Below are 13,210 nucleotides of genomic sequence, written 5' to 3' on the forward strand. Positions count from 1 at the left end.
GAGGTTATTCTCCTCGTAGGTCTCGATGATCTTTTGTCGCAAGTCTAAAGAATAGGGCTTCATCGGGTCGTGGCTCCTGCCTAGGTCTATAATTTATTGTCCTCTTCTATTGTACCTCATGCAAGTGCATACCGCTATATAAGTCAAAATCTCTAAAATTTAAGAACATTGCCAGGATGATTACCCCAAGGTAACTATCTGACTTTTAAGGGCCTACTTATCATTTTTGGCAATATTTTATAGACTAGGAATATAGAGATAAAAAAGAGGAAAACTGATGATTACTATACGCAAAGCTGAGGAAAGAGGCCACGCTAACTATGGTTGGTTGGATACCTATCATACTTTTTCTTTTGCCCAATATTATAATCCGCAACAGATTAATTTGAGGAGTCTCAGAGTTATCAACGAGGTTGACACTCCCATCGCACTCATGCGAGGGATTCTTCATTCACGGGGAGATGCCTTGCAAAAGCAGTGCCTTTACTTGGTCTTACTCTCCCTCCAGAAGCAGTAGCGGTATGCCCTACCGCCAAAATTCGTAAACCTTCATCCCGAATATTCTTAGCGGCATTGATGTCTCTATCGTGGGTTTCTCCACACTTAAGACATTGCCAACTACGAATATCTAAACTCAAACTATCAACACGATTTAAACAGTTACTACAAGTCTTAGGGCTAGGAAAGAATCTATCTACTTCTATATAGATTTTTCCTTCCCATTCAGCCTTGTATTTTAACATGGTACAGAATTGACCCCAACCAGCATCACTAATTGATTTTGCTAGTTTCTGGTTTTTGACCATGTTTCTGACTGCCAGATTTTCTACCACTATGACTTGGTTTTTGTCAACTAATTTACGACTTAGTTTGTGCAGAAAATCTTCACGACAACGAACGATTTTAGAGTGAACTTTAGCAACTTTAACTCTAGCTTTATTTCGATTCTTAGAGCCTTTTTGCTTGCGGCTTAGTTTCTTTTGTTTCCTCGCTAATCTTTGTTCGTACTTACGATAGTATTTAGGGTTCCCATGTTTAGTCCCATCTGATGTAATAGCAAAATGGGTTAGTCCAACATCTATGCCGACAGCTTTTCCTTCTGATGATTTTTGGGGTAAATCCTGACCATCATCATAGAGACAAGATGCGAAATATTCTCCTGATGGATTAACTGAAACCGTAACAGACTTTAAGTCTCCCTCTGGTTGCCGTGAAACTTTGCAATAGACTTCACCAATTTTAGGTAATACCAAAACATCATTTTTTAACTTACAGTGTTGAGGAAATCTAATCGACTGCCTATTTTGCTTTTTCTTGAAGTTAGGATATTTAGCTCTACCTTCAAAGAAATTAAGGAAAGCACTAGAAAGATTTAAAGCGGCTTGCTGTAATACCTGCGATGGTACTTCGCTTAACCACTCATACTCCTTTTTTAGGGAAGGCAGCAGCTTAATTATTTCGTCTCTGCTTAATCCTTTTCCAGTTTGCTTGTAAGTTTCGGATGTCAAGTTTAGAGCGTAATTGTAAAACCATCTAGCACAGCCAAACGACTTGGCAAGCAAAACTGATTGCTCGCTTGTCGGATAGATTCTGTACTTAAACGCTTTTAACATCTTGTTTACCAGACTATATGTACTATGTTAAACTATGTAATGCTAAACTGTCAAGGATTTAATCGTGCTTTGCGGTTCTATTCTGGTCGGGGTTTCATCCCGTCTGTAAAATTGAGGGTCTTTACCCCGACATCTGTGATAAAGTGATTGGGGGAAAAGGATTTCACACCCACGGACACCAGGATATGGAGATTTTAACCTATGTTTTGGCGGGAGAACTAGAACACCAAGACAGTCTCGGCACGGGTTCCGTGATTCGACACGGTGAAATTCAACGGATGAGCGCGGGAAAAGGGATAAAACACAGTGAATTTAATTATTCTGATACTAATCCCCTCCATCTTCTGCAAATTTGGATTATTCCCGACCAAAAAAATCTAGAACCCAGTTATCAACAAAAAGCGATCAAATTTTCTCCCCATACCCTACGATTAATCGCCTCTCCCACCGGTGCCGGTAATGCGGTTAAAGTCCATCAAGACGTTAATCTCTACGCGGGAATTCTGCTCCTAGGCCAGTCCCTCACCCATTCCTTAAGACCCGGTCGTTATGGCTGGTTACAGGTGGCTAGAGGGCAAATAACCGTGAATGGCGTGCATTTACGAGCGGGAGATGGAGCGGCAATTAGCGACGAAACCTCTTTGGCTATTCAATCCCTAGAAGACTCGGAAATTTTGCTTTTTGACCTAGGGTAGCGGGGTTGAGTATTAGGGACTCTAGGAGCTAAGTTTTGCCGCCAATTCCCCGGCCGACTTTTAGCCGTCAATACTGTCCACCACGCTCAGAAAATCGTTGTGGATTAGCTCGGCGATAAAATTCTCCGGATCGGTGATAGGAACGGTAACGCCTTGGCTGGCCACCATCTGTGCAGCCATCCGAGTCATGAAATCCTGTCTTGTTTCCGTCATTCTACCCTGACATTGTTGTAATTTTTCCACCAATTCCAGTGGGGAATCGGCCACCAGTTTATTTCCCTCGCGGGTGACATAAATTGTCATCTTTCTTACCTCCTAAATGATTGGGAACGAGAATTCGACACTACTAAACCACTTCTTTTCTCGCTATCATTATTGCCAGTTAGTTAGTCCCAGTCTCGTCCGTCTTTCCCTGTTTCCATTATTTTTTCTGGCTTGTCGCCGGGTAATTATTATTATCGCCAAAATAAAAGGATAAATTTGTCAATCTTTGTAACGAAAAATCAAGAAAAACTGTTCTCACCGTATCGCCCTGAACCTTTGCGGAGAAATTTGTTACAATAAATACAAAGGGACTCCCTGCGCTGGCTTCCATCCCTAGTAAAAAATTGGCGGGGTGGGGAGCGGAAGTGAATAGTCACGATAGGGGAGGCATTTGTCAGAGTTTCCCGCTTCCTTTAGTTTTAGGGGGAAAAGCCATGAAATCTGGAATATTATTATCGCCCGATCGACCGCTGCCAGAATTTCTCCGGTCAGCTATCCAAGACCGCTTTCCGGGGAAAGTGATCGACGATCTCAGCATCCGCTACTATGAAAGCGTCGAGGATGTGGGGTGGGAGTATTTTAACGAGAGGGTGTTGCCAGCCTGTAGCGATGAGCCTGTTGTCCGCTATCTTGGCCCGTTTATATCCTACGTCCGTCTAGGAGAAGCCTTGGTTTTGGATCGGCAAGATGGCCTTGTGGTTTACGACACCGATCGAGATGTTCCCTGCACGGAAACTGGACCTTTCTGGTTGGTGACTCCTAAATCACGCTGAAAAACCAAACCCAAGTTAAGCAGCTGAATTGGGAAAACTTAATAGTTAGGGTTGGCTGAATAAATCTAAAAACCTTGTTGGGTAAGACTTTTAGACTTTTGGGAAATCGAAAAGTACCGGATATGGGAGTGATCGGGGGGAGAATTCAGGGACTTTTTCCCTGAAAATTGGGTAATTGACCCCCTCAAAATCGGTAAAACCCTACACCCCACACCCCACACCCCACACCCTGCCCCCACGAAAAACTTTTTGCCGCAAACCCTAGGTAAGATTTGACGGGTGGAGTCGGTGAGCGACAAAACCCGTCGCATTTTTATAAGGCTTGCGATCGCAGCCAAGCCACGGGTAAATAGAGCATTTTCTTGGCTAAAGGCACGAAGGCACGACGGGCGAAGACATCGTAATTATTTGCTTCAATTACGTCTAAAATGCCTTGATAAAGCAGTAAAGCCGCCCAAACCGGCCAACGGGAATCGGGATTAAGGGCGCGAATCCCCCTTTCGGCGGAATCGTAGTAATAACGGGCCCGCTCAATTTGGAAGCGCATTAACGCCTTCCAACGGTCATCATTAACCCCTTTGAGTAAATCATCTTCGCTGTAGTTAAAACGCTCTAAATCCTCTAAAGGCAGATAAATCCGCCCACGATGGACATCTTCCCCCACATCCCGCAAAATATTGGTTAATTGATTGGCAATACCGAGATCGATCGCTTCTTCTTGGGGAATATAGACGCTTTGATTGCGTCGCCAAGGAGCCGAGCGATCGCCATCTTCCAATCCTAACACCGCGCTGGACATTAACCCCACCGTTCCCGCCACCCGATAGCAGTACAGTTTTAGTTCATCAAAGGTTTGATAACGACTGCGATAGAGATCCATCTGTTGCCCGGCGATCATGTCCCGAAAGGGTTGGATATCCATGGGGAACTTTTCTAGAGTATCCACGAGAGCGACATCGGCATCCTCAAGGGCAACCCCAGAAAAGACGGTTTCTAGCTGTTTTTCCCATAAATCGAGGGTTTCAGGGGTAGTTAACCGGGCTTGGGGACCATCGACCAGTTCATCGGTACGACGACACCAGACATAAATTGCCCAGATCGCTTGACGTTTTGCTTTCGGCATCAGGAGAGTACCGAGATAAAACGTTTTGGAATACTTCTCTGTAATCCGGCGACAGAGTTCGTAGGACTCCGCAAGGGAGACGAGGGGTTTGGTGGGGTGGGTCGGTTTTGGCAATTGGAGCATTCTGCTGGGGCGGAATGATTGACTTAGATTAACGGCGAACTGTGGCTAATGATATAGCATTGTCTCACTCAAGGCCATTTTCGTCATTAGTCCCTAGCCAGAGAATTAACGAGCGCTGGACACTGGTGTGGATTGGGTTTTATTCGGGTTTAGGGGTGCTGCGGGGTGATCTTTGCTGATCACTGCCGCCGCTAATTTCCCCGATAAAACCGCTCCTTCCATGCTTCCTAAATATTTTTGCATGGTATAGTCACCGGCGAGATAAAAATTCTCGATCGGAGTTTTCTGAGAAGGTCGATAACCTTGTCGGCCAGGGGTGGCTTTATAAACCGATCGAGGAGTTTTCACCAGATGGTATTTTAACAATTGACTGGGATTATCGCCAGTAAAATGTTGGGGAAAGAGTTTTTCTAGTTCTTTCATCGTGGCGGCGATAATTTCGTCATCGGATTTGCTAATCCAATCCTGAGCAGGAGCGAGAACTAATTCTAACATCGAGCGATCGGGGTTAGCGTATTCTTTACAGGTGTTGCTCATGTCAGCATAAACACTGAGTAAAGGGGAACGGGAGAATAATAAATGATCGATGTCGGTTAGCTTGCGATCAAACCAAAGGTGTAAATTAATGACGGGAACTCCTTCTAATCCTTCTAATTTTTGAAAGAATTTATCTTCTTGCCAAGGTTTAGGCAGTAAAACTTTTAAAGGATCTACAGGCATCGCCGAAACATAAAGATCGGCTTCAAAAAGATAATCTTCCCCACCGTCTAAACCACGCATTAAGAAGGCTTTAACTGTGCCATCTCCATTTAACAGAATCTCTTTTAAAGGCGCATTTAAGCGCACTTCGCCGCCTCTAGCGGTGATGTAATCGACTAAAGGTTGGCAGAGTCTTTCCGGGGGTGAACCGTCGAGAAAAGCCATTTTTGAGCCGTTTTTCTCCTGTAAAAAGCGGTTGAGGGCTGTTAGTAGAATCGTGGCGGAAATCTCGTTAGGATCGATAAAGTTTAGGGCTTTCGACATAGCGATAAACACTTCTTTTTCTACCCTAGGAGGGATGTTTTGTTTCTCTAGCCATTCTGACCAAGAATATTTATCCATCTCCTCGACGTAACTTTGTCCTTTAACAATGGCAGGGAGTAAACCGAGTCCAAATTTGATTTTTTCCTCCCAAGTTAACATATCATTATTGCGAAGAATGGCAACAATACCGTTAATTGGGGCGGGAATATCAGGGAAGTCAAACCGCGAATAAGTCCCCGGTTTTTCCGGCTGATTGAAGATCATCGAGTGTTCTTTCCACTGTAGGCGATCCTCTATGCCTAATTCCTTGAATAATTGCAGCATATTGGGATAAGCGCCAAAGAAGATATGTAAACCGGTTTCGTACCAGTCCCCATCGGCATCTTTCCAAGCGGCAATTTTTCCCCCTAATACATCGCGACGTTCCAGTACGATGGGCGTATGTCCCGCATCGACAAGGTATTTCGCACAAGATAATCCGGCTAGTCCCGCACCAGCGATCGCAACTCGCATCGTTTCCTATCTACTCTCTAATGTCTTGTCTTTATCACATTCGCTATTATACTTCACATTTCGTTACATTTTTTTCAGCTTTTCAGCTTTTCAGCTTTTTCCCCCTTCTCCCTATCTTCCCACTTCCTTGATAACTGCTTACTGGTCACTGATAACTGCTTACTGGTCACTGATAACTGATAACTGATATTGTGATATGTAATTAGCTTAATTCGCTTACCTTTTTAGTTCACGCGTACACCCTCTTCAATCGATCGCTATGACTTTTCCCACTACGTCACCTCAAGTCTCGGAAATAGAGAATAATCGTGCTTGGCATAATTTAACTGGCGAACAAACCCTAGAAATACTGAGAACCAATGGGGAAACCGGCTTAATCGAGGACGAAATTGTTAAAAGAAAGGATATTTTCGGGTTAAATGAACTAAAAGAAACGGGGGGACGTAGCCCGTTAATGATTCTCTGGGAACAGTTTACTAACATTATGTTAGTGATGCTGATTGCCGTGGCGGTGGTTTCGGCGGTTTTGGATCTGAAAAAAGGGGAATTTCCCAAAGATGCGATCGCTATTTTTACGATTGTTATTTTAAACGGTATTTTAGGATATTTACAGGAAAGTCGGGCAGAAAAGGCATTAGCCGCCCTTAAGCAGTTATCCTCGCCGAAAGTCCGGGTTATCCGTAATGGTAGCACCTTTGAAGTGGCGGCTAAGGAACTTGTCCCCGGGGATATCATGTTACTGGAAGCGGGGGTACAAATTGCCGCCGATGGCAGATTATTAGAAGCACAAAACCTGCAAATTCGCGAAGCTGCCCTCACGGGGGAAGCGGAATCGGTGAATAAACAAGCACAGAAGGTTTTACCTGAAGATGCCTCTTTAGGCGATCGCATTAACCTCGTCTATCAGGGTACAGAAGTAGTACAAGGACGGGGGAAAGTGGCGATTACCAGGACGGGAATGGATACGGAAATCGGTAAAATCGCCGCTTTGTTGCAAGGAGTAGAAAGTGAACCAACTCCCCTACAGCAGCGAATGTCGCAGTTAGGTAACGTTTTAGTGAGTGGTTCCCTAGCTTTAGTGGCTGTAGTCGTGCTTGGGGGCGTAATTCGCTTCGGTTGGCAGTTTTTTGAGTCATTACTAGAAACCTCCCTTAGTATGGCTGTGGCGGTTGTTCCCGAAGGTTTACCGGCAGTGGTGACGGTGACTTTGGCAATTGGAACCCAGAGAATGGTGAGAAGACAAGCTTTAATCCGTAAATTGCCGGCAGTGGAAACTTTAGGCTCGGTAACGACGATTTGCTCCGATAAAACTGGAACTTTAACTCAAAATAAAATGGTGGTGCAGAAAGTCAATACTTCCCACCATGTCATTACTGTCACGGGGGAAGGTTACGCGCCCATCGGGGAGTTTAGTGGCGCGAGTGAAAGTGATCCCGAACTACAGGCAATTTTAACGGCTTGTGTGCTGTGTAATGATGCACTTTTGCAAAATAAAGCGCAAGAATGGTCAATTTTAGGCGATCCCACCGAAGGAGCTTTACTGACGTTGGCGGGTAAAGGAGGACTATATCGGGAAGCATTGGAACCAAAAAGCCCTCGTTTAGGCGAATTTCCCTTTTCTTCCGAACGAAAGAGAATGTCAGTAATCTGTGAGAATGCCCAGTTAGGTTTGGGGGATTCTGCCTATTTAATGTTTACCAAAGGCTCACCGGAATTAATTCTCGAACGCTGTTCTCTGATCCAAGTTGGGGCGGAAAGTCAACCCTTAACAGATGAACAAAGAAGCCGTATTTTGGCACAAAATGACGAAATGGCGGGTAATGGTCTACGAGTCTTAGGTTTTTCCTATAAACCGATGACAGAAGTGCCAGAAGCGGAAAGAGAAGATAGTGAAGAACAATCCCTGGTTTGGTTGGGATTGGTGGGAATGCTCGATGCACCCCGCAAAGAAGTTAAAGAAGCGGTTGCCCTCTGTCGTCAGGCGGGAATTCGTCCGATTATGATTACCGGAGATCACCAATTAACGGCCAAGGCGATCGCCAGTGAATTGGGCATTGCCGCCCCCGGAGAGCGAGTGATCACGGGTAAAGAATTAGAAAAAATGTCTCAGAATGACCTAGAGGCAGAGGTAGATGGTGTGAGCGTCTATGCGCGCGTTTCTCCGGAACATAAGCTGAGAATCGTACAAGCCCTCCAAAAACGGGGCAAATTCGTCGCCATGACGGGGGATGGAGTCAATGATGCTCCGGCACTAAAACAAGCGGATATCGGCATCGCCATGGGCATTACGGGAACCGATGTCAGCAAAGAAGCCAGCGATATGATTTTGCTGGATGATAATTTTGCCACCATCGTCGCTGCCACTGAAGAAGGGCGCGTGGTTTACAGTAACATTCGGCGCTTTATTAAATACATTCTCGGCAGTAATATTGGCGAGGTTTTAACGATTGCGGCGGCTCCTCTGCTCGGTTTAGGCGGTGTACCCCTTTCTCCCTTGCAAATCCTCTGGATGAACCTTGTCACCGACGGTTTACCGGCTCTGGCTCTGGCAATGGAACCCGCTGAACCTAATGTGATGAAACGTCCACCTTTTAGCCCCCGGGAAAGCATTTTCGCCCGCGGTTTGGGTTGGTATATGATTCGCATCGGTGTGGTGTTTGCGATTCTGACCATTATTATGATGGCTTGGGCTTACCAATATACTCAGGCAACCCCCGAAATCGGAGATCCCGGACGCTGGAAAACCATGGTATTTACTACCCTCTGTTTAGCACAAATGGGTCATGCTTTAGCGGTGCGTTCCCATACCCAGTTAGCTGTGCAAATGAATCCCTTCTCTAATCCTTACATTATTGCTGCCGTGGGCTTGACAACGATCCTACAATTGTTGTTAATTTATGCTCCTCCCCTACAAAGCTTCTTCGGCACTCAATGGATTAGTGGCACGGAATTATTAATCTGTTTTGGATTTAGTGCCTTAATGTTTGTTTGGATCGAGTTGGAGAAGTTATTTATTCGCTGGTTCATGACGAAAAAATAAATCAATGCCAACACCAATTATTCTGACTTTAACGGTTTTAGTCGTTGCTTTAGTCGCTTTCGTGGCGGAATGGCTACCGGTAGATTTAACCGCTTTATGCGTGGCGATTGTCCTGATTCTTTTGGGTTTAGTTACTCCCGAAGAAGGTATCGCCGGATTTAGTAATTCTGCCACGGTGACAGTGATGGCGATGTTTGTGCTTAGTGCCGGAATTACCCGCACGGGAGTGATTCAAGTAATTCGCGATCGCTTGTTGGTTTGGGGGGGTAAAAATCCCCACCAACAGGTATTTGTCCTAGGGGCATTGGTGGGGCCAATTAGTGCTTTTATTAATAACACGGCAGTGGTGGCGATCTTTTTACCCATCGTCGAAGATTGGTGTAAAAAACAAAAAATTTCCCCTTCTAAGTTATTAATTCCCCTTTCCTACGCCACAGTTTTAGCGGGGATGATTACCGTGGTGGGAACTTCTACAAACATTCTCGCTAGTGGTATTTCTGCCAAGCTGGGTTATGGGCAATTTAGCTTATTTCAATTCACTGCTTTAGGAGTAGTAACTTTTTTAGCTGGTTTGATTTATTTAGCAATTTTTGCCCCGAAATTATTACCGGATCGCAAATCTTCCACGGGGGAATTTTTAGACGATGATTATGGTTCTAAAGTATATCTGAGTGAGGTAATTATTAGCCCTCGTTCTAATCTTATCGGTCAAACTTTATCTCAAAGTGGACTACAAAGAAAGTTCGATTTTGATGTGTTGGAATTAATCAGAAATAAGGTACATTTACCCCAGCCTTTAGCCGATAAAGTTCTCAATGCTGGCGATATTTTAATCGTTCACAGTAGTCGGGAAGAATTATTAAAGATTAAAGATGAACGGGGTTTAGAAATTTTTGCTGATCTCAAATTTCAGAAAGGAGATATTGAATCGACAATTACTACAGGTGAGGAAAAATTAGCCGAGGTTTTGATTCTCTCTAATTCCCGTTTAATTGGGACAACTTTAAAAGATTTGAAATTTCGTCAGCGTTATAACGCCACGGTTTTGGCGATTCGGCGTGGTTCGGAATTACTGCAAGGAAGATTAGGAAAAATTCCTTTAAAGTTTGGTGATTTGCTCTTAGTTCAAGGACCAAAACAGAGTTTTATTGGTTTACAAACCACGCGAGAATTATTAGTTTTAGAAGAAAAAAATATCGAATCACTGCGACAGGATAAGGGCATTATTGCTTTAATGATTACTTTGTTGGTGATTATTGTTGCCGCTTTTGATATTCAACCGATTCTCGTCACCAGTTTAGTTGGGGTGGTTTTAATGGTAATTACTGGCTGTCTAAAACCCGGGGAAGTCTATGGTTCCATTCGTTGGGATATTATCTTTTTATTAGCGGGTTTAATTCCCCTGGGTACTGCCATGGATAACTCAGGAACGACTAAATGGTTAGCAGATAATTTAGTGGCTATCGGCGGACATCTTTCGGGGTTTTGGATCTTAGTTTTCTTCTATCTAATTACCTCATTTTTAACTGAAATCCTCTCCAATAATGCTGCCGTGGTGTTAATGATTCCCGTCGCCGTGGAAGTGGCGAAAACTTTGGGTTTAAATCCTTTGGCTTTTATGTATGCTGTCACCTTTGCTGCTTCTAATAGTTATCTAACACCGATTGGCTATCAAACTAATACTATGGTTTATGCCCCCGGGGGCTATAAATTCCTCGATTTTACCCGTTTGGGTGCGCCCCTAAATTTAATTTTGACGATTTTAACCCCTAGTTTAATTGTCTTGTTTTATGGCTTGAAATAAACAAAGAGATCGAAGATTCTTCGATCTCTAAAAAGAATTTGATCAGTAGTCAAAACTATTTCGATTCAGCGAAGCGTTTACGCAGGGATTCCGTGCGCTTTTTCGCCACGGTATTATTAGGATCAAATTTGAGAGTTTCTTCGTAGGTTTCGAGAGCTTTTTTTGCCATTTGTTTCTTTTCGTAAACATTGCCAAGATTATTAAGAGCGATCGAGTATTGAGGATAAAGTTTAATTGCCTCTTTGTAGTTACGAATCGCTAATTCTAATTGTTCTTGGGCAAAATAGGAAAAACCGATCGCATTATAAATTAGGGCTTGATTTTCTGGTTCGATGCTTTCTTCTTCAGACATTTTTAAAGCCTTTTGTAGTAAACTCAAAGCTTGAACATAGAGTTTTTTATCGAGATACAGACTCCCTAATTCATAGTATTCTTTAGCTGTACCTTTTTCTTTTTGCAATTTCTTTTGTAGCTTGTTAAAGGTTCCTTCTACTCGACGGGTTTTAAAGATTTGCACGATGACAAAAATTCCTAAACCAATCACAAAAATTAGCAATCCAGAAACGTAAATAAGCGGCAGGGTATCTTCCATAATTAGCGATCGAGCAATTAATATTTTTATACTTATTCCCTCAGATTATAGCAGGATTTAGTCAGTTATCAGTTATCAGTTATCAGTTATCAGATGTGAGTTTTCCGTTCACTGTTCACTGTTCACAGCAAAAAACTCCCTTCTCCCCCCTCCCCACTTCCCCCTCCCCACACCCCACACCCCACACCCCACACCCCACACCCCATCACCCTATCTTCCCATTTCCCGAATTCTCAGGGGTAAACCCCAATAGTTCACCCGTTCTGCTAACCAGCCGGTGGATTCTAGTCGATCGATCGCTTGGTTGACGCGTTCTCGGAGACTTTGGTACTGTAAACCTTTAGGGAGAACGACTCCTAGAGCGATCGCCCCTAACTGGATCGGTAATTGACGATAATTGGGTAATTGCTGCACCCAACCAGTTAAAAGGCTATTATCAGCCGCAAAAGCGTCTATTTCCCCGGTTTCCAGTAAATTTAAAGCTTCTTGATAGGAAGCAACCCCGCGCAGGATAGCATTAGGTAAATTGGAACGCACAAGGGCGATTGTCGTCGATCCGTTAAGTACAGCGATTCTAGAGTTAGCTAAGTCTTCTAAACGCTGCAATTGTGGGTTTTTCGTCACAAAACCGCTGCTATCGAGGTAATAAAAGGGGCTAAAATCCACTAAGCGCTGACGTGCAGGAGTAATCGCCACACGAGCGATCGCCAAATCCACCCGATCATCAATAACCACCTGTAAACGTTCTTGATTACTAACGGGTTTGAGAATAATAGCAATGTCAGAACCGAGAATTTCTGACGCTAGACGTTTAGCGATGTCGATTTCCAATCCTTGCAGATTACCCTGAGAATCAAGGAAAGCGAGGGGAGGGAGATTATTTTTGACAGCGACAATTAATTTTCCCCGGCGTATAATTGTATCGAGATCGGCACTAAAACTTGGGGCTACACCCAAGAGCAAAAAACCAAGAATCAATAACAAATTTTTCATACTGTTTTACCTAAACTAACCTGATTCCTACCTTGATTTTTAGCGGCAAACATGGCATGATCAGCCCGCTCGATCACCGCTTCTAGATTATTATCTTCAGGGCTAAATGTTGCCACACCAATACTAGCAGTAACTCGCACTTTTTGTCGATTAATTTCAATATTTAACTTGTTAATTACTTGACAAATGCGCTGGGCTGTGGTATCAGCATCTTGAAGATTAGTTTCTGGGAGAATAGCGACAAATTCCTCGCCCCCAAAGCACCCAAAACTATCCACTTGATGCAGACAGTTTTTAATTGCCTCAGCGACAGTAATTAAAGTTTTGTCCACTAGGAGATGACCAAAAGTATCGTTAATATGTTTAAAATGGTCGATATCGATGACTAGAACCGAAAAATAACGATGATAACGGCGACATCGTTACAATTCTTTCTCGCCCAAGGCGAGAATCTCTCGACGATTATTCACCCCAGTTAGGCTATCAGTTGTGACTAGCTTTTCTAGTTGAGAATTGCTCAAGGGGTGACAGAACAGTTAAAAAGCTTGCTTTATAAGGCTCATAGCCGTTAACCCTTTGGAGAAATAAGGGTTTTTCTGGGGTTTGAGGCGGATCAAAGAAAAGGCAAGTTCCGAGAAAGTATCCATCGACTCA

Annotated in this window: 9 protein-coding genes and 3 pseudogenes; 5 read left to right on the top strand and 7 right to left on the bottom strand. The window is 43.7% G+C overall.

All coding sequences use genetic code 11. From position 1 onward, the window contains the following. Nucleotides 1-277: 277 nt before the first annotated feature. A pseudogene (locus tag IM485_RS19570) lies at nucleotides 278-412 on the top strand (pirin family protein); the annotation flags it as partial. A gap of 19 nt (nucleotides 413-431) precedes the next feature. On the opposite strand, the gene tnpB reads toward IM485_RS19570, so the two are convergent. Beyond that, nucleotides 432-1,613, bottom strand: coding sequence for an IS200/IS605 family element RNA-guided endonuclease TnpB (gene tnpB, locus IM485_RS19575; RefSeq protein ID WP_287745099.1), 1,182 nt, complete (start codon nucleotides 1,611-1,613; stop codon nucleotides 432-434). A 137-nt stretch (nucleotides 1,614-1,750) separates the two neighbouring features. Here tnpB and IM485_RS19580 point away from each other — a divergent pair. Continuing rightward, a pseudogene (locus IM485_RS19580) lies at nucleotides 1,751-2,308 on the top strand (pirin family protein); the annotation flags it as partial. A gap of 60 nt (nucleotides 2,309-2,368) precedes the next feature. On the opposite strand, the gene IM485_RS19585 reads toward IM485_RS19580, so the two are convergent. Next, nucleotides 2,369-2,611 carry a hypothetical protein gene (locus IM485_RS19585; protein ID WP_104396567.1) on the bottom strand — a complete coding sequence of 81 codons (243 nt, stop codon included), beginning with the start codon at nucleotides 2,609-2,611 and terminating at the stop codon, nucleotides 2,369-2,371. A 257-nt stretch (nucleotides 2,612-2,868) separates the two neighbouring features. Between IM485_RS19585 and IM485_RS19590 the strand changes: the two genes are divergently transcribed. Further along, the gene (locus IM485_RS19590) at nucleotides 2,869-3,345 is read left to right on the top strand and encodes a hypothetical protein (RefSeq protein WP_104396568.1); all 477 of its coding nucleotides are present in this window, start codon (nucleotides 2,869-2,871) and stop codon (nucleotides 3,343-3,345) included. A gap of 313 nt (nucleotides 3,346-3,658) precedes the next feature. Here IM485_RS19590 and crtB read toward each other — a convergent pair whose 3' ends face one another. Together crtB and pds are read right to left on the bottom strand one after the other, a co-directional pair. Continuing rightward, nucleotides 3,659-4,591, bottom strand: a complete 933-nt coding sequence (gene crtB / locus IM485_RS19595; protein ID WP_052276152.1) for a 15-cis-phytoene synthase CrtB — start codon at nucleotides 4,589-4,591, stop codon at nucleotides 3,659-3,661. A 105-nt stretch (nucleotides 4,592-4,696) separates the two neighbouring features. Beyond that, on the bottom strand, nucleotides 4,697-6,127 hold the full coding sequence (gene pds, locus IM485_RS19600) for a 15-cis-phytoene desaturase (protein WP_104396569.1): 1,431 nt from the start codon (nucleotides 6,125-6,127) through the stop codon (nucleotides 4,697-4,699). A 259-nt stretch (nucleotides 6,128-6,386) separates the two neighbouring features. Between pds and IM485_RS19605 the strand changes: the two genes are divergently transcribed. Together IM485_RS19605 and IM485_RS19610 are read left to right on the top strand one after the other, a co-directional pair. After that, on the top strand, nucleotides 6,387-9,167 hold the full coding sequence (locus IM485_RS19605) for a cation-translocating P-type ATPase (RefSeq protein WP_287745101.1): 2,781 nt from the start codon (nucleotides 6,387-6,389) through the stop codon (nucleotides 9,165-9,167). Between the two features lie 4 nt (nucleotides 9,168-9,171). Further along, complete coding sequence (locus IM485_RS19610; RefSeq protein WP_104396571.1) at nucleotides 9,172-10,971, top strand: SLC13 family permease; 1,800 nt, start codon at nucleotides 9,172-9,174, stop codon at nucleotides 10,969-10,971. Nucleotides 10,972-11,026: 55 nt separating this feature from the next. On the opposite strand, the gene IM485_RS19615 is transcribed toward IM485_RS19610, so the two are convergent. From IM485_RS19615 to IM485_RS19625, 3 genes and pseudogenes are all read right to left on the bottom strand, one after another. Next, nucleotides 11,027-11,563 carry a tetratricopeptide repeat protein gene (locus IM485_RS19615; protein ID WP_104396572.1) on the bottom strand — a complete coding sequence of 179 codons (537 nt, stop codon included), beginning with the start codon at nucleotides 11,561-11,563 and terminating at the stop codon, nucleotides 11,027-11,029. Nucleotides 11,564-11,773: 210 nt separating this feature from the next. Further along, nucleotides 11,774-12,556, bottom strand: a complete 783-nt coding sequence (locus IM485_RS19620; protein WP_287745104.1) for a transporter substrate-binding domain-containing protein — start codon at nucleotides 12,554-12,556, stop codon at nucleotides 11,774-11,776. Continuing rightward, nucleotides 12,553-12,966, bottom strand: a pseudogene (locus tag IM485_RS19625) (GGDEF domain-containing protein); the annotation flags it as partial. The gene IM485_RS19620 and the pseudogene IM485_RS19625, both read right to left, overlap by 4 nt. Nucleotides 12,967-13,210: the final 244 nt, after the last annotated feature.

This window comes from Microcystis sp. M169S2, assembly GCF_020245865.1.
GTDB classification, from domain to species: Bacteria; Cyanobacteriota; Cyanobacteriia; order Cyanobacteriales; family Microcystaceae; genus Microcystis; species Microcystis ichthyoblabe_A.